The sequence below is a fragment of the Streptosporangium sp. NPDC005286 genome (genome assembly GCF_040607515.1).
GTDB lineage: Bacteria > Actinomycetota > Actinomycetes > Streptosporangiales > Streptosporangiaceae > Streptosporangium.
Window position 1 is genome coordinate 14,094 of record NZ_JBEXGU010000056.1, and the last position, 26,114, is coordinate 40,207.

Genomic DNA, 26,114 nt, shown 5'->3' on the forward strand with positions numbered 1-26,114 from the left:
GACGGCCGGGGCCGACTCCTCGACGTTGGCTGCGGGCCGGGCGCCGTGACGCTCGCTATGGCGCGGTTCTTCACCGAGGCGCTGACCCCGATGAAGACATGCTCGCCGAGGCCGAGTGGCAGGCCAGGCGTCGCAGGGTGACCAACGCGCGGCGGGTAGCGGCCTGCGCAGAGGAGCTGCCGGCCGGTTTGGGGGAGTTCCGGGGTGTCGTGTTCGGCGTCGGAGATCTGCAGTTCCGGTGTCGGTGTCAGCAGCGAACGCTCGGTCCAGGCGGCCAGGTCGGCGGGCTCGTGTAGTACCTCATACCGCCGGTGGTGAGCAGTTCCAGGCACAGGGTGCCGGGGTCGAACCGGTAGGCGACGCCGGTGTGGGAACGCAGTGTCAGCCTCGGGTTGCGGTGAATGCCATGTAACCAGTATGACTGGTTACATGGCATTGAGTTGGAAGCTGGTCATCGACAGTACGAACGCACCCGCGCTCGCGGACTTCTGGGCCGCGGCACTGGGCTACGAAGTGGAAGATCCCAGCGTGCTCATCGAGCAGCTGCTGGCCGCCGGCCATATCGGCGAGGAAGCGGTCACCGAGCATCACGACCGTAAGGTCTTCCGTGGCTACGCCGCGATCCGCCACCCCGAGGACCCGTTCGACAAGACCAGCGGCGTCGGCCGCGGGCGACGTCTGCTCTTCCAGGACGTACCCGAGAGCAAATCCGGCAAGAACCGTCTGCACATTGACGTACACAGCGAGCCCGGTGGTCTTGACGCGCTGGCGGCACGGCTGGAGGGCCTGGGCGCCACCCGCGTCCGCGAAGTGAACAAGGGGCCCGCCGGACACTGGTGGATCATGCTGGACCCGGAAGGCAACGAGTTCTGCGCCGCATAGGCCCTTTCACGCGGTCCGGGATTTCCGCCCGAACTCCGGTCGCGATGTGGCCGCGGCTCAGGAGCCGGCAGACTTCGACCTTGACTTTCTCCCCATGCCTGGAGGCGGGGGTCTCCACGCTCAAGGAGATTCGATGACCGCAAAGACGATCACCGCCGCGGTAGCGGGCGTCTTCGAGCTCGGCGACCTGCCGGTCAACCGGATCGGGTTCGGCGCGATGCGCCTGACGCAGCACGGCACGGTGTTCGGGAACAGTGCCCCGAGCGGCCGCGCGGGCTCAACGACCTGTACGTCGCCCTGACCCGTGCCACCCGGCGGCTGGGTGTGGTGCACGCCGCGGAGCTCCCGATGTCGCCGACCAGGCCGCGTGCGCTGGACGCGTGGCCGTTCTGATGGTCCTGGTCGCAGTGGGTCTGCGACATTCATCTTCGCACCGCCTCTCTGGTGGGAGAAGGTCGAATCGCACAGGCTGCGGCAGACCGATCCGGTACGCCAAAGCCCTGAGCCGTTCAGGTTCGGGCGATCTTGGGGCAGGTTCAGGCTGTGACCTGCGTGTCGGTGTACAGCTCCGGGGTGCCCAACGATGGCGATGGCGCTTGAACGGCGTGCGGATCGTGCCGCCGGCGCCTTGATCCCTTGAGTCCAAGACCGTTTGCGGGGAGGGTGGGGTGGGCGAGGCCTCGATCACCACGGGGGTCTGCTTGGTCCACAGCCTGGCCGGACCGGCGTTGGCCTCGGTGCGGTTTGGCTGCTCTCGCGAAAAACGTTAAAGTGATTAACGTTATGAACGTTAACGAATCTGGGGCTGAAGCCGGGGATGGACCGCCCGAATCTCTGACCAGGTGGACCGGCTTCCTGCTGAACTGGGTCGCGGCCCACGCCCGCGAGGCTTATGAGCAGGTCGCGGCGCAGGTCGGGCTGAAACCACAGCACCTGGGCGTGCTCACCCAGATTCAGCACGGCCCGATGATCCAGGCTCGGCTGAGCGACCGGCTGAGGGTGTTCAAGCCCGTCATGGTCACCCTGGTGAACGAGCTGGAGGCAATGGATCTGGCAGAGCGTCGGCCGCACATCGGCGACCGCCGCGCCATGGAAGTGCACATCCTTCCTGCCGGCCTGGACAAGGTCCGGGAAGTCGAGCGGCTCAGCGAGCAGGCCTCGGCGGAGTTCTTCGGCCCGCTCACCCCTGAGGAGCAGCAGACCCTGCACGGCCTGCTCACCAAGCTCGCCAAGGACGGCCCTACCGGCGCCTGGCAGTCCCTGCGCTGACGGAAAACGCCTCGATGCCGACCATGCCCCCAGAGCCGATCGATGCCTGGGGCCTTGCCAGGAGGAACACATGCACGACACGGTGCAGACCCAACAAGGTCTGGTCCGCGGCCGTACCCGCGAGGGCATCGTCTCGTTCAAGGGCATCCCGTACGCCGCCGCACCCGATGGCGCGCGGCGTTTCCTGCCGCCGCAACCGGCCACGTCCTGGAACGGAGTACGGGAGGCCGACGCTTTCGGCGGCGCGCCACCGCAACGACCGCCGGCGCCGGGGGTTCCGGCGGTGTGGCGGCCCGGCGACGGCCTGGACTGCCTGACGGTGAACGTCTGGACCCCGGCCCCCGGGGCCGCGCGCCTGCCGGTGATGGTGTGGATCTACGGCGGCCAGTGGATCCACGGCGCCGCGTCGATGCCGCACTACGACGGCTCGGTCCTGGCCGGATCCGGAGTGGTCGTCGTCACCTTCGGCTACCGCACCGGATTCGAGGGCTTCGGCCACCTGCCTGGCATACCCGACAACCGAGGCCTGCTGGACCAGCTCGCCGCGCTCGCCTGGGTCCAGGACAACATCGCCGCTTTCGGCGGCGACCACGGCAACGTCACGGTCTTCGGCCAGTCCGCCGGCGGCGCGTCCGCCGCCCTGCTCGCCGCGGCGCCGGCAGCCGCCGGTCTGTTCCGGCGATGCATCGTGCAGAGCCTTCCCGCCGGCTACCTCGGCGTCCCCGAAGCCCAGCGGGTCACCGAACGGCTCGCGACAGCCGTCGGCACCGTCCCTACCCGAGATGGTCTGGCCGCGCTGCCCGCTCAAGCCCTCCTGGAAGTGCCGGACACCCAACTGACCGGCGGGCGCCCCGGCGGCGCCTTCGCTCCCGTCATCGACGGTGACCTGGTCACCGCACCTCCCTGGCAGGCTCTCGCCGACGGACGTGCCCGCCACATCGACCTGCTCTGCGGCTTCACCCACGACGAATACCGCGGTTTCCCGCCCACGGCCGACCCGGCGCGGATCGACCTGGCGGCCGTCGCCACCCGGTTCGGCCTCGCCTCCGATGCCGCCCTGGACTACCGGGCCGCCTACCCCGACAGCACCGTCACCGAACTGTTCACCACGCTGATGTCCGACGCCCTGGTGCGCATGCCGACCACCTTCACCGCCGAAGCACACGCCAGGACGGGCGGCCGCACCTGGCTGTACGACTTCGCCTGGCAAGGACCGATCGGCGCCGCCCACGGCATCGACCTTCCGTTCGTCTTCGGCCTGCCGCACACCCGCTACGCCGCCCGTTTCCTCGGCACCCCGCCCCCTGCCGGCTTCGCCACCCTGTCCCAGCAGATCCGCACCGCATGGACCTCTTTCGCCGCTACCGGCGACCCCGGCTGGCCGCCCTTCGACACCCGGCTCGGCTCCACCCGGATCTGGGACATCACCCCCACCGACACCGCTTATCCCGTACCGGACTCCCACCGCATCTGGGGTCGGACACAGCCGTCTCCCGCAGCGCCAAGGTGAGTGGGAGCGTGGGATCAACGAAGCCCTGCCCTGTCGACGGAGCTGACAGACTTCGGCCTTGACCTCCTCCTCACACCTGAAGGCGGGGGTCTCAACGAGCAAGGAGATTCGATGACCGCAAAGACGATCACCGCCGCGGCAGCGGGCGTCTTCGAGCTCGGCGACCTGCCGGTCAACCGGATCGGGTTCGGCGCGATGCGCCTGACGCAGCACGGCACGGTGTTCGGGAACAGCGCCCCGAGCGACCGTGACCGGGCGATCACCGTGCTGCGCCGCGCGGTCGAGCTCGGGGTGAACCACATCGACACCGCGGCCTTCTACTTCTCGGCGCTGCGCTCGGCGAACGAGCTGATCAACCGCGCGCTGGCGCCGTACCCCGATGATCTGGTCATCGTCACCAAGGTCGGGCCGGGCCGGGATCCGTCGGGTGAGTGGTTGTGGGGCAGGCCGGAGCAGCTGCGTGGCCAGGTCGAGGAGAACCTGCGCCAGCTCGGCCGGGACCACCTCGACGTGGTGAACCTGCGCATTCCGCGGAGCCTGGCGACCGGCTCGATCGCCGAGCACTTCGGTGCGCTGGCCGACCTGCGCGACGCCGGGCTGATCCGGCATCTGGGCATCTCCAACGTCACGCCCGCACATCTCGCCGAGGCCCAGGCCGTCGCGCCGGTGGTCTGCGTGCAGAACGCCTACGGCATCGGCGCACGGCCCGAGGACCACGAGTTCCTGCGTATCTGCGGGGAGCAGGGGGTGGCGTTCGTACCGTTCTTCGCGATCGCCGGTGCCGGGCGCGAGGCGGGGGCGGGGGTCACCGACAGCGAGGAGGTGTTCGCCGTCGCACGCGCGCACGGCGTGACGGCCGCGCAGGTCCGGCTGGCCTGGACGTTGCAGCGCGGACCACATGTGCTGGCCATCCCCGGCACCGGCGACCCCGATCACCTGACCGACAACGTGGCCGCCGGCGCCCTGCGGCTCTCAGAGGACGAAATGACCCGCCTCGACTCCCTCCAGCAGGGTGGGGAGTGAGCAGAAAGAGAGCTCCCAAAGGCCGGGCGGAGGTTTCAGGCGTCGGCCTCCAGACCGGTGTGGGCCGCGAGGAAGGTGAGCATGTCGGCGGCCAGGGCGACCGCGCGGCCGGTTGCGCGGGAGCCGTGGCCGACGTCCCCCTCGTGGCGGAGCAGGATCGGCCGTGAGCCCGAGGTCGCCCACTGCAGGGCCGCGCACATCTTGCGCGCGTGCAGGGGATCGACGCGGGAGTCGCCGCCGAAGGTGGTCAGCAGGGTCGCCGGGTAGTCGACGCCCTCGGTGACGCGGTGGTAGGGGGAGTAGCCCAGCAGCCGGCCCAGCTGCTCGGGGTCGTCGGCCGAGCCGTACTCCGAACGCCAGGCCGGGCCGAGCCCCGAGCGTTCGTAGCGGACCATGTCGAGCAGCGGTGCCGAGCAGACCGCGGCGGCGAACAGGTCGGGGCGCTGGGTCAGCGCGGCGCCGACCAGTAGCCCGCCGTTGGACTCGCCGCAGGCGCCCAGCTGCGCGGGAGTGGTCCAGCCGCCGGAGACGAGCGCCTCGGCCGCCGCCGCGAAGTCGTCGAAGACGTTCTGCTTGCGCTCCAGCATGCCGTCGCGGTGCCAGGCGGCGCCCTCCTCGCCGCCGCCGCGCAGCTGGGCGAGGGCGAACACCCCGCCGGCCTCGACCCAGGGCAGGATGTAGCCGGAGTACGAGGGGGTGAGCGAGAGCCCGAAGCCGCCGTAGCCGTACAGGATCGTGGGCCGGGGGCCCGAGCCGGGCCGTGCCAGCACGACCATCCGCACCGGGGTGCCGTCCGCCGAGGCGAAGACCACCTGCCGGGCCTCCAGCTCCGGCACCTGCACCGCGCCGGGCGCGGCGCTCCACAGCGAGGTCTGCCCGGTACGGGTGTCGTAGTGGTGCACGCTCGGCGGAGTGACGCTGTCGGTGTAGGTGAACCAGACCTCGTGGCCGCCCTCGGGACGGGTGGACATCGCGCCGGCCGAGCCGAGCCCCGGCAGCGGCACCAGGCCGCGCCGCTCCCCGGTCGCCAGGTCGTGGACGCTGATCTCGCCGACCGCGTGCCGGGTCCAGCCGACGAGCAGCGTCTGTCCGGCGATCGCGAACTCGCCGATCACCGCCTGCGGGTCCTCGCCGACCAGCTCGATCCAGTGCTCGGTGCCAGGCCGCGCGGGGTCGGCCACGCAGAGCCGTCCCCGTGGCGCGTCCAGGGTGGTGAGCAGGTACAGGCGCCCGTCGCGGCCGACCGCGGACATCGTCACCGCGCCCGCCGCCCGCTGGACGACCCGCAGGTCAGGGCGCTCGGGAGAGGAGGTGGACAGGTCGGCCAGCCAGAGGTCGTTGCCGTCGTCCGCCGCCGCCGAGACGGTCAGCCAGCGCCCGTTGTAGCTGATCCCCAGCCCGTAGGAGCGGTCCTCGCCCATGATCACGGCATCGTCCTCGGCCGGGGTGCCGAGCCGGTGCAGGCGGACCTGGCGGGCGCGGACGTAGAAGAACGCCTTACCGTCGGGCAGCCACGCCACCGGCGCGTACCGGCAGCGGTCGATCGGGCCGTCGACCACCCGCCGGGTGGCGACGTCCATCACCCGCAGCTCCGAGCGCTCGTCGCCGTGCGTGGAGAGCTGGTAGGCCACCAGTCGGCCGTCCGAGTCGGGCTGCCAGTGGTCGAGCGTGGTCAGCCCGCTCGGGTCCAGCTCCACCGGGTCGATCAGCGCCTCCTCGACCCCGTCGGGGCCGGTGCGATAGAGGACCGCGTGCTCCTGGTCGGCCGTACGGCGCAGCAGGAACCGGCTCCCACCGCGCCACATCGGCACGCCGACCATCCCGGCGCCGGTCAGCGCGGCCACCCGCGCGTGCCACAGGTCGCGCCCGGGCAGCGCGGCGGCGTGGCCGCGCCACAGCTCCTCCTGGGCGGACATCCAGCCCCGCGTCTCCGGGCTGTCCGCGTCTTCCAGCCAGCGGTACGGGTCGGGCACCATGTGGCCGTGCAGGTGGTCGACGACCGGTTGCCGCTCGGCGGGAGGATAGATCATCGAATCTCCTTCGGCGTGGACACCCAGGGCTCTGGCTTCGGGGAGAGTCAAGGCACCAGCTCCTGTCTGCTCGACGGATTCCACTGTCCGGCCAGGTCGGCGTAGAGCGGGGAGGCGGCGAGCATCTCCTCGTGCGTGCCCAGCCGGACGCTGGTGCCGTCCATCACGAGGATCCGCCGCGCCCGCAGGGCGGAGGTCAGCCGGTGGGCGATGACGAGGAGCGTGCCGCCCCGGCGGGCGAACGCCTCCTCCGCGCGGGCCTCGGCCGCCGGGTCCAGATGGCAGGTCGCCTCGTCGAGGATCACCAGCCGGGCCGGGGCCAGGTAGGCGCGGGCCAGGGCGACCAGCTGCTGCTCGGCGGGTGAGAGCAGGCCGGAGTCGATCTCGGCGGAGTAGCCGCCCAGCCGCGCCACCAGGTTCGTCAGGCCGACCGCGGCCACGGCCTCGTCCACCGTCTCCTTCGGGGCGTCGGACAGGTAGGTCAGGTTCTCCAGCAGGGAGCCGCGGAAGACGTACGCCTGCTGGGGGATGAGCACCCGGTCGGCGGGGTCGAGGCGGTCGGCGGGCACGCCGCCCACCATGACCTGGCCGGAGCCCGGCAGCAGCACGCCGGTCAGCAGCGCGGCGAGGGTGGACTTGCCGATGCCGCTCGGCCCGACCACCGCGATGTGGTCCCCCTCGGGGACCGACAGGTCGAGGCGGTCGATCACCGGTTCGGCGTGCGGGCCGTAGGCGAACGTCACGCCGCGCAGCTCGGCACCTCCGCTCTCGGCCGCGAGCCGTCCGCGTGCCCGTACGGGCGGGTCGCCGTCGCGCAGCAGCCGGTCGAGTGCCACCCGGAGCCGGACGCCGTTGATTCCCAGCCCCTCCACGAGGTTGCCGAGCGCGGGCGCCAGCGACTGGGTGACGTAGGCCAGCGCGCCCAGGATCACCCCGGCGCCCGCGCCCTCGCGGAGCAGCCAGGGGGTCCCGGCCAGCACCAGCAGTACCGGCAGCCAGCCGCCCACCGCCAGCGACGCGGTGCGCAGCGCGGTCACCCGCGCCAGCGACCTGGCCGCGCGGGCCTGCTCGGTCACCCGGAGGCCGACGTCACCCGCGACCCGCTCCTCGGCCCGGCAGGCGGTGATGTCGCGCAGCCCGCCCACCATGCCGGCCAGCGCCCCGGCGGTACGCTCGTCGGCCAGGATGAAGTCCCGCTGCCGCCTGGCCAGGGCACGCAGCGACAGTGAGAAGAGGACGAGGCCCGCGCAGAACGGCGGCAGCACCAGCGCGAGCACCCCGGGGACGAGGGTCGCCAGCCCGAGTACCACGCTCACCACGGTGAACGCGAACGACCTGACCACGGTGATGACCGAGGCGAAGGCGTCGCGGGCCAGCTCGACCTGGAGGTTGGCGCGGGCCACCGCTCCCGCCCCCGGCCCCTGCCCGGAGGCGGCCGAGTGGCGCAGTGCGTCGTCGACGACATGCGCGAGCAGCTCCTCGCGGAACGGCTCCACGATCGCGGCGACGGCCAGTACCACCTGACGCGCGCCGACGGCGGCCAGCAGCCAGGCACCGCCGAGCAGGGCCAGCCAGGCGAACCCGGCCGCGGGGCGTCCCGCGCCGAAGCCGTCGTCGATCGCCCGCGCGATGGCCAGGCCGATGACCAGCGCGGGCGCGGTCTCCGCCACGGACCAGCCCGCGAGCCTGACCAGCTGGTACGGGTCCCTGGTGAGCGCCCGCCGGATGGGCCGGTTCACCGGGCGCCCACCCGGAAGACGGCGCCGTCCCGGAGCCGGTACGGGTCTGTGGCGGTCATGAGGCACCCGCCTGGAAGACGGCGCGGTAGGCCGGGTCGGCCCAGAGGGCATGGTGGCTGCCGCAGGCGCGTACCCGCCCGTCGTCCAGCCAGATCACCCGGTCGGCGGCCGCGGCGGTCGCCACCCGGTGGGTCACGATCAGACGGGTGCGGTCGCGCAGTTCCCCGGACAGTGCCCGGGCGACCTGGCGCTCGGTGACGGTGTCCAGGCTTGAGGTGGCGTCGTCCAGGATGAGCAGGCGCCGCCCCTGCGCGAAGGCGCGGGCCAGGCCGAGCCTTTGCCGCTCACCGCCGGACATGGGCGCCTCCTGTAGTGGCGTGTCGTATCCGAGTGGGAGGCGCCGGACGAAGGTGTCGGCGCGGGCCGCCCGCGCGGCGGCCCGCACGACCTCCCTGTTCGCGCCTGGTTGTTCGACCCGGCCGCCTCCGGTGCGGCGGCCGTGGCGGCCGGTGCCGGGGGCGCGGGCGGGGGTTTCGGTGCCCAGGGCGATCGCGGCGGCGACGGTGTCGCCGAGCAGGACCGGGCGCTCGAAGGCGTACCCGACGGCCCGGCGGAGCGCCTCGCGGGAGAGTTCCGGCAGCGGGACGCCGTCGAGGTGGACCGTGCCGTGGCGTGGGTCCACCAGCCGTCCGGCGACCGCGGCGAGCAGCGACTTGCCGGCGCCCGAGCGGCCGACCACGGCCACCGCCTGCCCGCCGGGGACGACGAGGTCCAGCTCGCGCAGGCCGCCCGCGTCCACGCCGCGGAGCTCCAGCGTGCCGGGGCCCGGCGGCAGCGGCCGTGTGCCATAGGCCCGGGGGCTCTCGGCGACCAGCTCGTCCACCCTGGCGGCGGCGGCCCGCGCCCGGGCCAGGCGGCCGACGTAGCCAAGCGCCGAGCCGAGGCCGGCGCCGAGCACGACGTAGCGGGCGGCGGCGTACAACTCGCCGGCCGTGAGGTCTCCGGCGGCCAGTCGCAGCCCGCCCACCCCGAGCACGGCGACCTCCAGCAGCGGGACCACGGCACCGGCCTGCACGCCGGCCCGCGCGTTGGCCCGCCACATGGCCATGGCATGCCTGCGCAGCAGGGGCAGCGCGGTCAGCACCCGCGCCCGCTCCCGATCGGCGGTACCGGCCGCGGCGATCGTACGGGCCCCGGCGAGCGCGTCGACGAGACGGGCGGCGATGTCGCCCTGCGCCGCCTGGTAGTCGCCCGCGATCGCGGTGCTCACGGTGAGGAAGGCCCGCAGGACGAGCGCGATGAGGACGAGCCCGACGACCAGCGTCGCGGTCAGCAGGGGGTCGATGAGGGTGAGGGCCACGATGCCGCCCGCGGTGGGGATGACCAGCGCCGCCCCGGTGACGAGCGACTCGGGGACGTGTCCGATCTCCTCGGTGTTCAGGCCCATCCGGGTGACCAGGTCCCCCTCGGGGAACCGGCGGGTGATCGCCGGCCCGATGCCGAGGACGCCGCGCACCACCCGTTCCCTGAGCCAGGCCGAGGAGCGCGCGCCGCTCGATCCCGAGGCCCAGACGCCGAGGGTGTCGCAGGCCACGGTCAGGATCACCACGCCCGCGCAGGTGCCGAGCCAGGTCGCCGTGTCCGTGCCGCCGGCCACGAGCTCGTCGACGGTCCTGCCCAGCACCAGCGGGAGCGCGAGCTGGGCGAACGCGCCCAGCACGGAGGTGACCGCGAGGACGGCCAGCCAGGGTCCGCCACGTCGTACGGTCTCGGCCACCAGCCGGTCGGCTGCCCGCACGGTCCCTCCTTCCTGGAACGGGTGTGCCCGGGGCGGCCGCCGTCGCTGGCCGTCCCGGGCACGGGGTCTCACTAGTGGCAGAGCAGCAGGCTCAGGTTGCTGGGCCGGCCGGACTGGCAGCCCAGGACGGTGAGGGTGCTGCCGCCACCGCCGCCGTGGCCGCCGCCGGGGGTCTCCAGGGACTGCAGGTCGAGAAGGACCATGGGAATGGCTCCGTTTCTAGGTTGTCTGGGTTTTCGTGGAACGGGAGGACTAGTGGCAGAGCAGCAGGCTCAGGTTGCTGGGCCGGCCGGACTGGCAGCCCAGGACGGTGAGGGTGCTGCCGCCACCGCCGCCGGAGCCGCCGCCGGGGGTCTCCAGGGACTGCAGGTCGAGAAGGATCATGGGATTGCCTCACTTGTAGATGGGAACCGATATGGGGAGGACTAGTGGCAGAGCAGCAGGCTCAGGTTGCTGGGCCGGCCGGACTGGCAGCCCAGGACGGTGAGGGTGCTGCCACCGCCGCCGCCGGAGCCGCCACCGGGGGTTTCCAGGGACTGCAGGTCGAGAAGAACCATGTCGTTACACCTCCTTCGGTGAGTCGCAGGAGCCAAACCGCCCGGCGGATCCGTGCGCGGACGCCCAGGCAGGGGCGTTCGTGCCGCCGGGCGGCTCGATGAAGGGGAGGAACGCCGGCCGGTCGTGCAGCACGGCGCTCATCGCGAACAGGACTCCGGCCGTGCCGGTCGCGAAGTCCATGGAGAGCCTGAGCAGCTGGTCGCCGGGGAAGGCCAGCCCGCCGCCGTGGGGCAGCGCGTGCCAGCCGAGCCCGCGCAGCTGCGCGGCCAGGTCTGGGTGGTCGGTGCGGGGGGTCTCGGGTCCCAGGCCCCAGCCGAGGGCGGCGAGCACGCCGCTCCTGCCGGTGAACAGGCCGGACTGCACGAAGTACCGTCCCCGGGTGACGAGCCGGCAGCCGTCGAGCGCGGTGCGGAGGTCCGCGTCGTGGCGGTGGGCCAGGTAGCGGGCGAGCACCATGCCGATGCCCACGGACCCCTCGTCCAGGTAGGGCAGCGTGCGCCAGCCCTGGTTGACCTGGAGGGTTCCGTCCTCGCCGGTGACGCAGCGCCGCAGGTCCTGCCGGAGCGCCACGGCCGCCCGGTCGAGCAGCGACGTGTCGCCGGTGCGCTCGTAGGCGTGCAGGAAGAGAAGGGCGGGCCCGGAGGAGCCGTACATCAGCCCGGCGCGGGGATGGCTGCCGCCGCTGATCTTCGGCACGTCGTCGGGCCCGCCCAGCCTGTCGGAGCAGATGTCGACGATCCGCAGGGCAAGGTCGGCGAAGGTCCGTTCGCCGGTGGTGACGCCCAGATGGAGAAGGTTCAGGCCCATGCCCGCCAGGCCGCCGAACAGCCCCAGCTCCAGCGCCTCCCACTTCTCGCGCAGGCACAGGTCGACGGTGTCGATCGCGTCCTGGCGGTGCCCGAGCAGGTCGAGGACGTAGGCCACGCCGTGCAGCCCGTCGTAGAAACCGACACCGGTCCCCGGAGCGGGGGCCAGCGCCCTGCGGCGCAGCCAGTCCTCGTGGGCCGGGAGGCGCTCGGCCCCGGTCACCGCCAGCGCGTAGAGCACGCCCGCGGCGCCGTACGCGAGGTTGACGCCCCCGCCGGGCTGGAACTGGGCGACGTCGCCTGGGAAGAGCCGGTCGTCGCGGTCGGGAGTGGCACTCGCCAGGATGGCCCGGGTCATCGCCTCCCTGAGCTCGGGCCAGCCGTCGTGGCCCGGCCTCGGGAACGGTGTGACCGCCGCCGGAGCGGGGCCCGCGACGGTCAGGACCGCCTCGCCGATCACCTCGGGCGGCACGGGAAAGGTCTCGGTGATGAGCCTGGCCAGGTCGACCACCTTGGCGCGGTCGAGCGGCAGCATGATCGTGAGCTGGGGGGCGAACAGGCCGAGGCAGAGGCAGGCGAGGGCGTAGCGGTCGACGTCCGTGCCCTGCCGGTCGGCCGGCGCGCCGAATGCCGGATGGGCGAGCGCCGCGCGGCCGCGATCGGTGCTGAAGGTCGCCACCTCGTAGTCGATCAGCACCAGGCGGCCGTCCGCGGTCACCAGGATGTTGTTCGGGTGCAGGTCGCCGAAGACCACCCCGCGTCCGTGCAGGAACTCGATCGCCCGCCGCACCTTGGGAAGCGTGTCGAGCACCCAGGCGGTGTACTCGGCGAGGGCCGCCTCGTCGCAGGTGGCCCTGGTCAGCGGGTATCTCTGTACGAGCTGCCGCTGGAGCGGGTTGCCGTCGACGAACTCCTCGACCAGGAAGTGGTGGCCTCCCAGGGTGAAGTAGTCGATCAGCGCGGGCACCGCGTCCAGCCCGGACAGGTGCTCCAGCATGTCGCGCTCGTGTGCCAGCCGTGCCACGGCGTCCCGGCCGGCGGCGTCGAGACCGGCGTGCGGGCGGGCCTCCTTCAGCACGACCCGCTCCCCGGTGCGCAGGTCCTCGCCGAGGTAGACGCCGCCACCGTTGGAGAACTGCATGACGCTCTCGACCCGGTACGGCAGGTTCTCGGTGGTGACCGCGTTGCGGGCGGCCAGGTGGGGTTCGAGGAAGGCGGGCAGCGTCACCCAGGACGGCACTCCGAAGGAGGGCTCGCGCACGTCGGGGACCAGCCGCCCCTCGCCGTCCTCCATGGCCGGCACCAGCTCGCCGTTGCCGGCCAGGCAGCGCCGCGCGGCGAACCCGCCGTACCGCACGAAGAGCGGGCCCTCGCCGTAGCGGAGGTCGCTGAGGATGTACGGCCCCTCGACGCCGGCGAGCAGCTCGTCGAGCTCCTTCAGGGTGAGCTCCAGCTGTGCCTCGTCCACCGGGTAGATCGTCACGAGCTTGCCGCTGGCGCCGCGGGGGGCGGCCTTGGAGTTCAGCATGGTCATGACCGGCAGGCTGCGCAGGAACTTGAACGCGATGCCGCGGGGGACGCAGTAGTCCCAGACCGTCTCCAGGGCGCGCTCGGCGTCCTCGGCGCGGGCCGAGACGTGGACCTTCCAGCCCTGGGCGGGGATGCGGCCCGCGAGCGGCGCGTAGTGCATCCAGGTGTCGGTCGCCTGGTGCTGCCAGCCGTCCGGGACCTCCCGGGCCGCGAGCGCGAAATCGGGGTGGTCGCTCCGCCGACCGTCAAGCGTGTCGTAAAAAAGCGGGTCCGCCAGGCAATAAAGCTCATACTGGTCATCCACGGCATTCTCCCCTGCTGTCTTCCAGAAGAGAGAATTACGGATAACCCGAGAAACCACTAGTTACAAACTAAACCACTCGTATATGCGAAACGCACAGTGTCGACCGTGAAGGTGGGTACTACCTGTGCTTTTGTGAGAGACATGAAGGTTATTCGGAATAATTGCCGGGAACCTCGGCTATCAGGGTGAACCACCCGTCCGCACCGCCCGTCACCTGTACCGTGCCGCCCAGCTCGCCCAGGCGGTGGCGGAGGTTGCCCACCCCGCTGCCGATGTCGCTGCCGATGTCGCCGCCGGTGGAGGGCGCCTCCCGCCGGGGTGCCCCGTCGTTGACGACGGTCAGGCGTAGCAGGCCGCCGTGCTCGACCAGTTCGATCGCGCACCGCTTCACCTGGCTGTGCCGCAGCATGTTCGTCACGCCCTCGCGCACCACGGCGCCCAGCGCCGCGCTCACGGGCTCGGGCAGCTCATCGGTGTCCACCCGGACCGAGCAGTAGGCTCCGAACCCCTCCATCAGCGCTCTGGCGCGGGCGGCCTCGCCGGGGAACGAAAGCCGGTGGCGGGCCGCGGACACGTTCCGTACGGCGTGCGCGGCCTGCCGTACCGCCTGGAGCACCTCTTCCAGATCCTCGCGCAGGCGTGCGTCGCCGGCGGCCCGCCGGTGGGCCAGCTCTCCCTTGATGGACGCCAGCCAGAGCCAGTGCCCCACGATGTCGTGCATGTCGCGGGCGAACCCCTCGTAGGCCCTGGCGAGGGCGCGCTCCCGCTCGACGCGCAGGCGCCTGATCCGCAGGGTGAGGGCGAGCGTGACGCCCAGAGAGATCAGCAGGATGCCCGCCCCGGCCGTTCCGACGAGGTAGGCGGGATGCGGCATGAAGCGCCTCTCACAGCGGAAACTATATTCCTTCTAATAAACTCAAAAAGGTGTTAAATGTCAACCGAGAAGGGCGGCCTGCCGCTTTATTCGGAGGTGGGACATAATTATGACTAATGAGCTGGAAATGCGATGATCTGAACTGGATGGCGAGGGAGTCGGCCGCTGGTCAGGGGTTCTCCTGGCGCACGCCGTGCGTCACCGCGAAATCACCTGGGCCGGTCCGGGGGTGGGCTTACCAGGAGAGCTTGAACGCCGGAGGCAGCAGCAAATAGGTCCCGGCCACCAGGCAGGCGCCCGCGACCACCAGGAAGAGGAACACCCAGAACCCGCCGGGCAGGAAGGTCAGCCGGGCGAGCTGATCGGCGTCGGAGTCGGGTGCCCGGCCGTAACGCCGCTTGCGCTGCAGCTCCACGATCGGCCGCACACCCCCCAGCAGCAGGAACCACACGGCCAGATAGGCGAGGGCGGCGTCCATGTCGGGCTCGGCGTACCAGGTGAAGACGGAGATCGCGCCCCCGGTCGCCAGCAGGCTCACCACGCCGAACAGGTTGCGGATCAGCAGCAGCATGCAGAACAGCAGCACGATCACTATTGCGATCAGCACCTCCACGTAGCCGGAGGAGGTCAGCCATGCCCCGCCCAGCCCCAGCAGGGACGGGGCGACGTATCCGGCGGCGGCGGTCAGGATCATGCCGGGCCCGCGGGGCCTGCCCCTGGTCAGGGTCACGCCGGAGGTGTCGGAGTGCAGGCGGATGCCCTCCAGCTTGCGCCGGGTGAGCAGTGCCATCAGTGCGTGCCCGCCCTCGTGGGCGATGGTGATCAGACCTCGCGACAACTGCCACGAGGTGGACCACGACACCACGCCCAGTGCGGCCAGCGCGGACAGCAGCACGACCCAGAGGGGCGGCCCGGAACGGGCCGTGGTCAGGGTCACCCAGAGGTCGGACAACGCTCACTTCTCCTTCGCGGCATGAGAGCAAAGCGTCCCACGACTGCCGGTGTGCTGGCGATAAAGTCGAGGTCGTGCAGAACATGATTCCGGAACTCGCGGACGCCGGCGTCTCCGCCTGGTGGCGTGGGCTTGGCCTGCCCGGCCTGGCGGACGTGCACGTCCACTTCCTGCCCGAGCGCATGGAGCGCCGGGTCTGGCACCACTTCGAGCACGGCGGTCCGCTGATGGGGAAAGGGTGGCGGATCCACTACCGGCTGCCCGTCGAGGAGCGGGTCGATCGGCTGCGGGCGCTCGGGGTGCGGGCCTTCTCCGCCCTCGCCTACGCGCACCGGCCGGGCATGGCCGAGAGCCTCAACGAATGGACACTCGACTTCGCCCGCCGTACGGCGGAATGTCTGCCCTCGGCCACCTTCTACCCCGAACCTGGAGTCCTTGGCTATGTCCGGGACGCGCTCGGCCGTGGGGCGCGGATCTTCAAGGTCCACCTCCAGGTCGGCGACTTCGACCCCAGGTGTGAGGAGATCGACGACGTGTGGGGGCTGCTGGCCGAGCGGGGCGTTCCCGTCGTCGTCCACGCCAGCTCGATCCCGCTGCCCGGCCGCTGCACGGGGCCGGTGCCGGTCCGCGGGGTACTGGAGCGCCATCCCGCCCTGCCGCTGGTCGTGGCGCACCTCGGCATGCCGGAGTACGACGAGTTCTTCGAGCTGGCCGAGACCTTCACGAATGTGCGGCTCGACACCACGATGACCTTCACCGACTTCGCCGAGCGTGGTACGCCGTTCCCCGCGCGCCTCCGGCCGCGCCTGCGTGACCTCGGGCTGGCCGGCAAGGTCCTGCTCGGCAGTGACTTCCCCAACATCCCCCACCCCTACGCCCACCAGCTCCACGCGCTGGACAGGCTCGACCTGGGCGACGACTGGCTCCGCGCGGTGTGCTGGAACAATGCGGACAATCTCCTTGACCTTTCGGCGCACTACACTCGGTCAGCAGGACATTGATGATCGGGAGAGACTCGTGAACGACCGAAACGCCGAGCTCATCAAGACGTTCTATGACGCCTTCGCACGTCGTGACGCCGACGAGATGGAGCGCTGTTACCACCCCGACGTCACGTTCGGGGACCCCGTCTTCCAGGACCTCGAAGGACGCGACAAGGTCATGGGGATGTGGCGGATGCTGCTCGGCCGCAGTACCGACCTCGGGGTGGAGGTCCGCGACATCGCCGTCCGCCAGTACGAGGGCACCGCGCACTGGACCGCCAGTTACACCTTCGGCAAGACGGGCAGGAGGGTCGTCAATGAAATCGACGCTCTCTTCCGTTTCGAGGACGGACTTATCGTTCGCCACCACGACGACTTCGACCTGCGGCGCTGGTCCAAGATGGCCATGGGCCTGCCGACCGGGATCATCCTCGGCTGGACCCCGATGCTCAGGGCCAAGATCCGCAACACCGCGATGCAGTCGCTGCAAGAGTTCATGACCACCCGATAAGGAGACACGTGTGACCGACCGGCGAGTGCGGGGCCTGCGAAGCCTGATGCGTGGGCGTCCCGGCGCCGGTCGGGAGTCTCCCGAGCGTTCGATGGACCCCAGATCCGCCGGTGACGGGCTGCCGGTCCCACCCCGCTCGCGCGTCATCGACAACGCGATCTACGTCAACGGGCATCGCGCCGCCACCCCCGAGTCTCTTCCCGACGCCTTCGAGTGCCTGAAGAACACCCCGGACAGCATGGCCTGGATCGGCTTCTACCGGCCGGAGGACAGCGTCATCCTCGACGTCGCCGAGAAGTTCGACCTGCACGAGCTGGCGGTCGAGGACGCCATCGTCGCTCACCAGCGGCCCAAGGCCGACCGCTACGGCGACACCCTGTTCGTGGTGCTCCGCCCCGCCAGGTATCTCGACGAGGCCGAGGAGGTCGACTTCGGCGAGTTGCACGTCTTCGTCGGCCAGAACTTCGTGATCACCGTACGGCACAGCGAGGCCCCCGACCTGTCACAGGTCCGCCGCAGGATGCAGCACGACCCCGACCTGCTCGGCCAGGGCCCGCAGGCGGTGCTCTACGCCATCCTCGACGCGGTGGTGGACGGCTACGCCCCCGTGGTCGCCGGTCTGCAGAACGACATCGACGAGATCGAGGTGCAGGTCTTCGGCAACGAGCCCGGGGTCTCCCGCCGCATCTACGAGCTGTCGCGCGAGGTGATCGAGTTCCAGCGGGCCACCCAGCCGCTGCTGGGCATGATCGAGGGCTTCATCGCGGGGGCCGCCAAGTACGGGGTGGACGAGGAACTGCAGAGATACCTGCGGGACGTGGCCGACCACGCGATCACCGTCGCGGAGCGGGTCAGCGGCTTCCGCCAGATGCTCCACGACATCCTCGTGGTCAACTCGACCATGGTCGCCCAGGCCCAGAACGAGCACATGACCAGGCTCACCGAGGCGAGCAACGCCCAGAACGAGGAGGTCAAGAAGATCTCCGCCTGGGCCGCCATCCTGTTCGCCCCCACCCTCGTCGGCACCATCTACGGAATGAACTTCGACGTGATGCCCGAGATCCACTGGACGTGGGGCTACCCCTTCGCGGTCCTGCTCATGGCGGGCGTCTGTCTCACCCTGTATCTGGTGTTCAAACGCCGAGACTGGCTCTGAGTGCACTCCCGGCGAGGCGGGGAGTGCACTCCGCACATCCGCACCGTCAGTTGAGCTTGGCCAGAATCAGGTCGAGCTTGCCTTCCATGGAGTCCATACGAGTCTCCATAGAGTCCATGCGAGTATCCATGGAGTCCATACGGGCGTCCATCTTCGTCTCCAGGTTGTCGACCTTGGTCTCCAGACCGTCGACCTTGGTGGAGAGAGCGGAGAGGTCCTCCTTGGTGGCCATCCTGTTCATGATCTCTTCGAACATCGGCGCGGTGTAGGTCATGACCTCCTCGCGGACGATCTTAGGGAGATCATTCAGGGTCTCCTTGATGTACGCCAGGTCTGCGCTCGTCTTGAAGGCATGAGCCTCCAACTCCGTCAGGCGCTGACCTGTGTTTCCAATCGCCACTCCGGGCATGGTACCTCCTGCTCAGGGGGAAACGGAGGGCTGTCCGGCTACGAGCCGGAGTCGCGATCCGTAACAGTGCGCATCCAATTGAACACGTACGGGTGACATGGTGGAGGCGGGTTCCGGGATTTCGGTCCGGAGGAATCAGCTGAGCAGTTTGCGGGCGGCGGCCTCGATCTCGGCCTCCGACAGCAGCACGTGCCTGGACGCCTCGCCCAGCGGGATGAAGCTGTCGAAGGAGGTCACCCGGGCGATCCTGCCGGTGAAACCCGCGTCGATCAGCTCGGCGACGATGCTCTCCGAGACCCCTCCGCTACGGCGGGTCTCGTCGGCGATCAGCACCCTTCCGGTCAGCTCGGCGGCCCGCATCAGATCCTCCACCGGCAGGGGGGAGAGCCAGCGCAGGTCGAGCACACGGCAGCTGTGCCCCTCGGCGGTGAGCCTGACCGCGGCGCGCAGGCTCATCCGCAGGCCGTTGCCGAAGGTCACGATCGTCAGGTCGCGGCCGTCGCCGTAGCTGCGGGCGCGCCCGATCGGGATGTGCGTCTCCGCCCAGCGGGCCGGGGGCGCGTACGGGGAGAGCCAGCCGTTGTCGCCCTCCTCGAACATGTCGCGGGTGCTGTACAGCGCGATGGGCTCAAGGAAGACGCAGACGCTGCCGTCGGTGCGGGCGGCGGCCAGGCAGGTGCGCAGCATCGAGGCGGCGTCATCGGGACGCGCGGGGGAGGCCACGACCAGGCCGGGGATGTCGCGCAGCGCGGCGACGGAGTTGTCGTTGTGGAAGTGGCCGCCGAAGCCCTTCTGGTAGGCGTAGGAGGCGACGCGCAGCACCATCGGGTTGCGGAAGGCGCCCCGGGAGAAGAACTGGAGCGTCGCGGCCTCGCCGCGGATCTGGTCCAGGGCGTTGTGCAGGTAGGCCAGGTACTGGATCTCGGGCACCGGCAGCAGGCCGGAGACCCCCGAGCCGAGTGCCAGGCCGAGCACCGCCTGCTCGTCGAGGTGGGTGTCGAAGACCCGGCCGAGACCGAAGCGTTTCTGCAGGCCGCGGGTGACGCCGTAGACGCCGCCCTTGCGCGCCACGTCCTCACCGAAGACCAGCACGTCGGGGTGGGCGGCCAGGGCGTCGGTGAGGGTGCGGTTGATGGCCTGGGAGAGGGTCAGCGGACCCTCCTGTTCGGGGAGTCTGCCGCCGAAGGCCCTCGCCCTGGCCTCGGGGGCTGCGACGTTCCTGCCGGCCGCGGCGACGGCGGCGGGGGTGCGCGGGGCCAGCGGTTCGACGATGTCGAGGGCGGAGACCAGCCGGGGCCGCCGTGAGCTCTCCATGGCCATCTTGAACAGGTGTTCGCGCGTCGTCTCATAGCGGAGCAGCAGCTCGTCGGGGGTGGTCAGACCGGCCTCGACGAGCAGCCTGGCGGTCGTGACGAGCGGATCGCGCGCGAGGTCGGCGTCGATCTCCCGTTTGCTCCGGTAGGAAAGCTCCACGTCCGACCCTGCGTGGCCCATCAGCCGGACGGTGTCGACGCGCAGCAGGGCCGGGGCTCGATTCGAGCGGACGTGGTCGGCGGCGGCCAGCGCCACGTCGTGGACGTCGGCCAGGTCGCAGCCGTCGGCCTCGAAGTACCTCAACAGTGGGTGGTGGGCGGCCTTGACCCAGCCCTCGGGGGTGCGCACGCTGATGCCCAGGCCGTTGTCCTCGCAGACGAACAGGACCGGCAGCGCCAGCTTCTGGTAGGAGCAGTAGGCGGCGGTGTTGAGTCCCGACAGGGCGCTGGCGTGGTTCGTCGAGGCGTCGCCGAAGCTGCACATCGCGATCGCGTCGGCCGGCCACGGCCCCGGCAGGCCGAGCTGGCGGGTGCGCTCGATGGCGAAGGCCACGCCCACCGCGCGCGGCAGGTGGCTGGCGATCGTGGAGGTCTGCGGGATCACCGCCAGGTCGGGGTGGCCGAAGACCTTGTGCCGCCCGCCGGCCATCGGCTCCTCGGCCGAGGCGGTCAGGCCGAGCAGCACGTCGCGCATCCCCTCCTCGGGCAGCCGTCCCGCCATCGCCGACCGGGTCAGGTAGAAGGCGCCGGACCGGTAGTGCGGGAGGACGGGGTCGGTGACGCGCAGCGCGGCGGCGATCGCGGCGTTGCCCTCGTGTCCGGCCGAGCCGATGGTGTAGAAGCCCTGCCCCTGCTCACGAAGCCAGCGGGCGGTGACGTCCAGCAGCCTGCTGCCCAGCTGGAACTCGAACAGCTCGCGGCAGCGGGCCCCGGTCAGGGTCGTGCCCTCCCGTACGGGAAGGCCGGGATCGCGCGGCGCCCCGGGGGAGAGGGCGGCCACGGCCTCGGTGAAGTGGGTCTCAACAGTGTCGCGCGCCACAGCCCGATTATGTCCTCCTCGGCGGACGCCGTCCTCAACCTTGACATCTTTGGTGCGGCGGGGTCGTGGATCGGCCTCATGTAACAGTTTTCCATGACGGGTTGTCAGAATTTACTGCTGATTATCGGAAACAATGGTCAAGGAGGTGTCTTTGCCGGTGCGAGCCGGAAAACGAGGCAAGACTTGTGAATGGTCGCCTTACCGAGCGTGAGGATCAGTGAAGTATGGAAGGTGAGTGACGCGGGAGGGGAGCCGCAATGCTGGTACAGGACGATGAGCGGCCGGTGGTCGTCGGATACGACGACTCCGTGGAGAGCCGGCGGGCACTGCGCTGGGCCCTTGAGGAGGCCCGCCTCAGATTCCTCCCGTTGCTGATCTGTCACGCCTGGCAGTGGCCCTACCCGATGCTCTCCGTCACCCACGAGACCACCGCGGTCATCCGGCGCATGGGCTCGCACATCCTGGAGAGGGGGCTGGCCCTGGCGCACGATCTGGCCCCCCGGGCACAGGTGCGCGGCCAGCTGGTGGAGGGGTCGCCGGGGGCGGCCCTGGTGAGCGTGTCGGGTGCGGCCGAGCTGGTCGCGATCGGCCCGCGCGGCTCCGGCGGTTTCGACGAGCTGGAGATCGGCTCGACGACGGTCCAGGTCGCCTCGCACGCCCGCTGCCCGGTGGCCGTCGTCAGGCAGCCGGGCCACCTCCGCACCGACCGCGTCGCGATCGCCGTGGAGGACGCGCACCTGGAGTCGGCGGAGCTCGGCCTGGCCTTCGAGGAGGCGAGGCTGCGCAGGGCGACGCTGCTGGTGATCTGCCTCTGCCCCGAGGGCGCCGACGACACCCGGCGGGTGGCGGTCCGCTTCAACACCAACGTCGCGCTGTGGGAGGAGAGGTATCCGCAGCTGGAGGTGGAGACCATGATCGAGACGAGATCCCACGTCGAGGTGCTCCGTGCCGCGGCCGACCGCTCGGACCTGATGGTGGTGGCCGACAGGGAGCACGACGACCCGCCGGGCCTCCCCATCGGCCCGGCCTGCCAGATGCTGCTGCGCGAGGCGCCGTGCACGGTCATGGTGAACCCCTCGCAGGCGTGGCTCACGTCCCCGCGCAAGGGTGCCCACATCATGAGTTAGTGATTGCTAACCTTGGGATGTGGCCAGCGCCGCGCGGGCCATGCCGCGCAGCAGTTCGGCCATCGCCGCGGGCGGTAGTTCCCCGGCGCTGTGCGGTGTGGAGTTGAGCAGCCCGAAGACGGCGTGGGTCGCGGCGCGCAGCTCGGCCTGGGAACGGCCCGGGTAGAGCTCGCTCAGCACGGTGACCCACTCCTCGACGTACAGTCTCTGGAGCCTGCGGATCCGTCGCCGGGCGGGCTCGGGTACGTTGTCCAGCTCCCTGTCGTGCACCGTGATCAGTGCCGGGTGGCTCAGCGCGAATTCGATCTGGCAGCTGAGCAGGGCGTTCAGGGCCTGCTCGGCGCCGGCTGCCTCGGTCACGCGGCGGGTGCCCGAGGCGTGCAGGCGCTCGCTGACGTCCAGCAGCATCTCGGAGAGCAGAGCCTCCTTGCCGCTGAAATGCCGGTAGAGGGCCGGACCCGAGGTGCCGACCGCGCCGCCGATGTCCTCGATCGAGACACCGTGGAAGCCGCGCGCCGCGAACAGTCTCGCCGCGGCGTCCAGGATCTCGGCGCGCCGCGAGCCGCGATTGCGGGTAGCGGGCTGGGCAGTCGTCACCTTCCGCATGGTAGACGGTAACGTTAATAATGACTAACATCTGCGGTGAAGTTAGTGATCCTTAACCCAGCGGCGACGGAGCCGGACAGGAGGGCCCGCATGAGTGGCTGGCCGGTGCTGCGAAGCACCTGCGACCCGGGTGGCGAGGGTTTCAGGCGCAACGCCGAGGTCAATGAGCGGCTGGTCGCCGACCTCGGGGAACGCGTCGCGGCCGCGAGGCTGGGAGGCCCGGAGAAGTCGCGCGCCAGGCACGTCTCCCGGGGCAAGCTGCTGCCCCGCGACCGCGTCGACTCCCTCCTCGACCCCGGCTCGCGATTCCTGGAGCTCTCCCAGCTGGCCGCGGGAGGGATGTACGGGGACGAGGCGCCCGCCGCCGGGATCATCACCGGGGTGGGCCGGGTCTCCGGCCGCGAGTGCGTGATCGTCGCCAACGACGCCACCGTCAAGGGCGGCACCTACTACCCGATCACCGTCAAGAAGCACCTGCGGGCCCAGGAGGTCGCCCTCCACAACAACCTGCCCTGCGTCTACCTCGTCGACTCCGGGGGCGCGTTCCTGCCCAGGCAGGACGAGGTCTTCCCGGACCGCGAGCACTTCGGCCGGATCTTCTACAACCAGGCCACCATGTCGGCGCGCGGCATCCCGCAGATCGCCGCGGTCCTCGGCTCCTGCACGGCGGGCGGCGCCTACGTCCCGGCGATGAGCGACGAGGCGGTGATCGTCCGCAACCAGGGCACGATCTTCCTCGGTGGCCCGCCGCTGGTGAAGGCGGCCACCGGCGAGGAGGTCAGCGCCGAGGACCTGGGCGGCGGCGACCTGCACGCCCGGGTCAGCGGCGTCACCGACCATCTCGCCGACGACGACCGCCACGCGCTGAGGATCGTCCGGGACATCGTCTCCACCCTCGCGCCGCGCACGCCCTCCCCCTGGGAGCGCCTGCCATCGGAGGAGCCGGTCTGCGACCCCCGCGACCTGTACGGCATCGTCCCCGCCGACACCCGCACCCCGTACGACGTCCGTGAGATCATCGCCCGCGTCGTCGACGGCAGCAGGTTCGGCGAGTTCAAGGCCGAGTACGGCAGCACGCTCGTCACCGGGTTCGCCCGCATCCACGGTCACCCCGTCGGGATCATCGCCAACAACGGCATCCTGTTCGGCGAGTCGGCGCTCAAGGGCGCCCATTTCATCGAACTGTGCGACCGGCGCAACACCCCGCTGGTCTTCCTGCAGAACATCAGCGGGTTCATGGTCGGCCGGGCCTACGAGGCGGGCGGGATCGCCAAGCACGGCGCGAAGATGGTCACCGCCGTCGCCTGCGCCCGGGTGCCCAAGTTCACCGTGGTCGTCGGCGGCTCGTTCGGGGCCGGCAACTACGCGATGGCCGGGCGCGCCTACTCGCCCCGGTTCCTGTGGATGTGGCCCGGAGCCCGGATCTCGGTGATGGGCGGCGAGCAGGCCGCCAACGTCCTGTCCACGGTCGGCAACGCCGACCCCGACGCCATCCGCGGGCAGTACGAGGAGCAGGGCAACCCCTACTACTCCACGGCCCGCCTCTGGGACGACGGGGTCATCGACCCCCTCGACACCCGAACCGTCCTGGGCCTGGCCCTGTCAGCCTCGGCCAATGCCCCCCTCGACCCTGTCGGCTACGGCGTCTTCCGGATGTGACCGCACCCATGACCCAACCATCAGCACCCCGCCGGATGTTCGACACCGTCCTCGTCGCCAACCGCGGCGAGATCGCCCTGCGGATCACCCGCACGCTCAGCAGACTGGGCATCCGTTCCGTGGCCGTGCACAGCGACGCCGACGCCGGGGCGCGGCACGTCCGCGAGGCCGATGTCGCGGTACGGCTCGCCGGCGGCTACCTCGACGTCGACGGCATCCTCGCCGCCGCGGCGGCGACCGGAGCCCAGGCCGTGCACCCCGGCTACGGCTTCCTCGCGGAGAACGCCGCCTTCGCCCGGCGCTGCGCCGAGGCCGGGCTCGTCTTCGTCGGCCCGCCGCCGGAGGCCGTCGAGGCCATGGGCGACAAGATCCGCGCCAAGGCCACCGTCTCCGCGGCCGGCGTCCCCGTCGTCCCCGGCGGAGCCGAGCCGGGCGACGACCTGGCCGAGGCCGCCGAGCGGATCGGCTTCCCCGCGCTGATCAAGCCCTCGGCGGGCGGCGGGGGCAAGGGCATGGTGCTCGTGCGCTCCGCGGCGGAGCTGCCGGAGGCGCTGGCGTCCGCCCGCCGCACGGCCGCCGCCGCGTTCGGTGACGCGACCCTGCTGATCGAGCGGTTCGTGGAGAACCCCCGGCACATCGAGATCCAGGTGATGGCCGACGCCCACGGCGGCGTCATCCACCTGGGCGAGCGCGAGTGCAGCCTGCAGCGCCGCCACCAGAAGATCGTCGAGGAGGCACCCTCCCCGCTTCTCGACGCCGCGACCAGGGCCGCGATGGGCGCCGCGGCGGTCGAGGCCGCCAGGTCCGTCGGCTACACCGGTGCCGGCACCGTGGAGTTCATCGTCCAGGGCTCCACCGGCGACTACTACTTCATGGAGATGAACACCCGCCTGCAGGTCGAGCACCCCGTCACCGAGCTGGTCACCGGCCTGGACCTGGTCGAGCTCCAGCTCAGGGTCGCCGCCGGCGAGCCCCTCCCGCTCACCCAGGAGCAGGTGCGGCTCGACGGTCACGCCGTCGAGGCCCGGGTCTACGCGGAAGATCCCTTCCGGGGCTTCCTGCCGACCGGGGGCCGGGTCCTCGCGCTGCGCGAGCCGCCCGGCGTGCGGGTCGACTCCGGTCTGCTGGCCGGGGGCGTGGTCGGCAGCGACTACGACCCGATGCTGTCGAAGGTCATCGCCTGGGGGCCGGACCGGGCGAGCGCCCTGCGGCGGCTCGACGGGGCGCTCGCGGCCACGGCCGTGCTCGGGGTGCCCACCAACATCTCCTTCCTGCGCGCCCTGATCGGCCATCCCGCGGTGGTCGCGGGAGACCTCGACACCGGCCTCGTCGAGCGCCACCTCGACGAGCTGGTCTCCCGTGCGGGCGTCCCCGACGACGTGCTGACCGCCGCGGCCCTGGTCCTGCACCGCGAGCACGTCCCCGCGGGGCACGCCGACCCGTGGGACGTCCCCGACGGCTGGCGGCTGGGCGAGGCGGCGTGGACCGTCTACCGGCTGGAGAGCCGCGACGGGGTCCACGAGCTCAGGGTGCGCGGCCTGCCCGCCTCCGGCGCCGAGGTCCTGCTCTCCGGCGACCTCTCCGGCGACGGCGCGGATGCCGGCGCCGAGACGGTACGGGCGCTGCTGGCCGACGAGGGCGACGACCTGCTCGTCACCCTCGGTGAGACCGCGAGGCGCTACGCCGTCGCCAGGGACGGCGACACGGTGTGGCTCGGCCGCGACGGCGACGCCTGGGCGTTCACCCACCGCCACCTGGGCGACCCCGGCGACCGGGCGGGCGCGGGCGGTCCGGGGGACGGTCTGGTCCGCAGCCCGATGCCGGGCACCGTTCTGGTGGTGAAGGTGGCCGCCGGTGACCGGGTCACCGAGGGGCAGCCGCTGCTCATCGTGGAGGCGATGAAGATGGAGCACACCGTGACCGCGCCGATCGACGGGGTCGTCGCCGAGCTGCGGGTCCGGACGGGCCAGGCGGTCGGCATGGACGCCGTGCTGGCCGTGGTCGGCGGACAGGAGCGGTGATGCGCGCCGTACCGG

General features: G+C 71.2%; 23 protein-coding genes. 11 read left to right on the forward strand and 12 right to left on the reverse strand.

Annotated elements, in window-relative coordinates:
* The first annotated feature begins 429 nt into the window (after positions 1-429).
* From ABZU75_RS21365 to ABZU75_RS21385, 5 genes are all read left to right on the forward strand, one after another.
* Complete coding sequence (locus ABZU75_RS21365) at positions 430-882, forward strand: VOC family protein (protein ID WP_355556767.1); 453 nt, start codon at positions 430-432, stop codon at positions 880-882.
* A 133-nt stretch (positions 883-1,015) separates the two neighbouring features.
* The gene (locus ABZU75_RS21370; protein WP_355556770.1) at positions 1,016-1,183 is read left to right on the forward strand and encodes a hypothetical protein; all 168 of its coding nucleotides are present in this window, start codon (positions 1,016-1,018) and stop codon (positions 1,181-1,183) included.
* A 482-nt stretch (positions 1,184-1,665) separates the two neighbouring features.
* Complete coding sequence (locus ABZU75_RS21375; RefSeq protein ID WP_355556772.1) at positions 1,666-2,151, forward strand: MarR family winged helix-turn-helix transcriptional regulator; 486 nt, start codon at positions 1,666-1,668, stop codon at positions 2,149-2,151.
* Positions 2,152-2,221: 70 nt separating this feature from the next.
* Positions 2,222-3,661, forward strand: a complete 1,440-nt coding sequence (locus ABZU75_RS21380; RefSeq protein ID WP_355556775.1) for a carboxylesterase family protein — start codon at positions 2,222-2,224, stop codon at positions 3,659-3,661.
* 111 nt (positions 3,662-3,772) lie between these two features.
* Positions 3,773-4,684: an oxidoreductase gene (locus ABZU75_RS21385; protein WP_355556778.1), complete on the forward strand. Its 912-nt coding sequence runs from the start codon at positions 3,773-3,775 to the stop codon at positions 4,682-4,684.
* Positions 4,685-4,719: 35 nt separating this feature from the next.
* On the opposite strand, the gene ABZU75_RS21390 is transcribed toward ABZU75_RS21385, so the two are convergent.
* The 9 genes from ABZU75_RS21390 to ABZU75_RS21430 form a co-directional block, all read right to left on the reverse strand.
* The gene (locus ABZU75_RS21390; protein ID WP_355556781.1) at positions 4,720-6,714 is read right to left on the reverse strand and encodes a prolyl oligopeptidase family serine peptidase; all 1,995 of its coding nucleotides are present in this window, start codon (positions 6,712-6,714) and stop codon (positions 4,720-4,722) included.
* Between the two features lie 47 nt (positions 6,715-6,761).
* Positions 6,762-8,453: an ABC transporter ATP-binding protein gene (locus ABZU75_RS21395; RefSeq protein ID WP_355556784.1), complete on the reverse strand. Its 1,692-nt coding sequence runs from the start codon at positions 8,451-8,453 to the stop codon at positions 6,762-6,764.
* A 55-nt stretch (positions 8,454-8,508) separates the two neighbouring features.
* Complete coding sequence (locus tag ABZU75_RS21400) at positions 8,509-10,251, reverse strand: ABC transporter ATP-binding protein (protein WP_355556786.1); 1,743 nt, start codon at positions 10,249-10,251, stop codon at positions 8,509-8,511.
* Between the two features lie 71 nt (positions 10,252-10,322).
* Positions 10,323-10,454 (reverse strand): SapB/AmfS family lanthipeptide, encoded by a 132-nt coding sequence (locus tag ABZU75_RS21405; protein ID WP_326641550.1) that lies wholly within the window; start codon positions 10,452-10,454, stop codon positions 10,323-10,325.
* A gap of 49 nt (positions 10,455-10,503) precedes the next feature.
* Positions 10,504-10,635, reverse strand: coding sequence for a SapB/AmfS family lanthipeptide (locus ABZU75_RS21410; RefSeq protein WP_355556791.1), 132 nt, complete (start codon positions 10,633-10,635; stop codon positions 10,504-10,506).
* Between the two features lie 41 nt (positions 10,636-10,676).
* Entirely contained in the window at positions 10,677-10,808 is a 132-nt protein-coding gene (locus tag ABZU75_RS21415) for a SapB/AmfS family lanthipeptide (RefSeq protein ID WP_350916758.1), read from the reverse strand.
* 4 nt (positions 10,809-10,812) lie between these two features.
* Positions 10,813-13,449: a class III lanthionine synthetase LanKC gene (gene lanKC / locus ABZU75_RS21420; protein WP_355556795.1), complete on the reverse strand. Its 2,637-nt coding sequence runs from the start codon at positions 13,447-13,449 to the stop codon at positions 10,813-10,815.
* Positions 13,450-13,597: 148 nt separating this feature from the next.
* Positions 13,598-14,323 carry a histidine kinase gene (locus ABZU75_RS21425; protein WP_355556798.1) on the reverse strand — a complete coding sequence of 242 codons (726 nt, stop codon included), beginning with the start codon at positions 14,321-14,323 and terminating at the stop codon, positions 13,598-13,600.
* 235 nt (positions 14,324-14,558) lie between these two features.
* Positions 14,559-15,275, reverse strand: a complete 717-nt coding sequence (locus ABZU75_RS21430) for a M50 family metallopeptidase (protein ID WP_355556800.1) — start codon at positions 15,273-15,275, stop codon at positions 14,559-14,561.
* Positions 15,276-15,358: 83 nt separating this feature from the next.
* On the opposite strand from ABZU75_RS21430, the gene ABZU75_RS21435 reads away from it, so the two are divergent.
* Genes ABZU75_RS21435 through ABZU75_RS21445 form a run of 3 tightly spaced genes read left to right on the forward strand, consistent with a single transcriptional unit; the run spans position 15,359 to position 17,925 of the window.
* Complete coding sequence (locus ABZU75_RS21435) at positions 15,359-16,276, forward strand: amidohydrolase family protein (protein ID WP_355556844.1); 918 nt, start codon at positions 15,359-15,361, stop codon at positions 16,274-16,276.
* A gap of 16 nt (positions 16,277-16,292) precedes the next feature.
* On the forward strand, positions 16,293-16,769 hold the full coding sequence (locus ABZU75_RS21440) for a nuclear transport factor 2 family protein (RefSeq protein ID WP_350916769.1): 477 nt from the start codon (positions 16,293-16,295) through the stop codon (positions 16,767-16,769).
* 10 nt (positions 16,770-16,779) lie between these two features.
* The gene (locus tag ABZU75_RS21445; RefSeq protein WP_350916772.1) at positions 16,780-17,925 is read left to right on the forward strand and encodes a magnesium and cobalt transport protein CorA; all 1,146 of its coding nucleotides are present in this window, start codon (positions 16,780-16,782) and stop codon (positions 17,923-17,925) included.
* Positions 17,926-17,971: 46 nt separating this feature from the next.
* On the opposite strand, the gene ABZU75_RS21450 is transcribed toward ABZU75_RS21445, so the two are convergent.
* Both ABZU75_RS21450 and ABZU75_RS21455 read right to left on the reverse strand, forming a co-directional pair.
* Positions 17,972-18,325 (reverse strand): hypothetical protein, encoded by a 354-nt coding sequence (locus ABZU75_RS21450; protein ID WP_355556804.1) that lies wholly within the window; start codon positions 18,323-18,325, stop codon positions 17,972-17,974.
* A 144-nt stretch (positions 18,326-18,469) separates the two neighbouring features.
* Positions 18,470-20,686 (reverse strand): thiamine pyrophosphate-dependent enzyme, encoded by a 2,217-nt coding sequence (locus ABZU75_RS21455; RefSeq protein WP_355556807.1) that lies wholly within the window; start codon positions 20,684-20,686, stop codon positions 18,470-18,472.
* 257 nt (positions 20,687-20,943) lie between these two features.
* Here ABZU75_RS21455 and ABZU75_RS21460 point away from each other — a divergent pair, with 257 nt between their 5' ends.
* Positions 20,944-21,813 (forward strand): universal stress protein, encoded by an 870-nt coding sequence (locus ABZU75_RS21460; protein ID WP_355556810.1) that lies wholly within the window; start codon positions 20,944-20,946, stop codon positions 21,811-21,813.
* A 6-nt stretch (positions 21,814-21,819) separates the two neighbouring features.
* On the opposite strand, the gene ABZU75_RS21465 is transcribed toward ABZU75_RS21460, so the two are convergent.
* A complete protein-coding gene (locus ABZU75_RS21465; RefSeq protein WP_355556813.1) occupies positions 21,820-22,419 on the reverse strand; it encodes a TetR/AcrR family transcriptional regulator in 600 nt (199 codons plus the stop codon).
* A 90-nt stretch (positions 22,420-22,509) separates the two neighbouring features.
* On the opposite strand from ABZU75_RS21465, the gene ABZU75_RS21470 reads away from it, so the two are divergent.
* Both ABZU75_RS21470 and ABZU75_RS21475 read left to right on the forward strand, forming a co-directional pair.
* Positions 22,510-24,078, forward strand: a complete 1,569-nt coding sequence (locus tag ABZU75_RS21470) for a carboxyl transferase domain-containing protein (RefSeq protein WP_355556816.1) — start codon at positions 22,510-22,512, stop codon at positions 24,076-24,078.
* An 8-nt stretch (positions 24,079-24,086) separates the two neighbouring features.
* On the forward strand, positions 24,087-26,099 hold the full coding sequence (locus ABZU75_RS21475; protein ID WP_355556819.1) for a biotin carboxylase N-terminal domain-containing protein: 2,013 nt from the start codon (positions 24,087-24,089) through the stop codon (positions 26,097-26,099).
* Positions 26,100-26,114 lie beyond the last annotated feature (15 nt).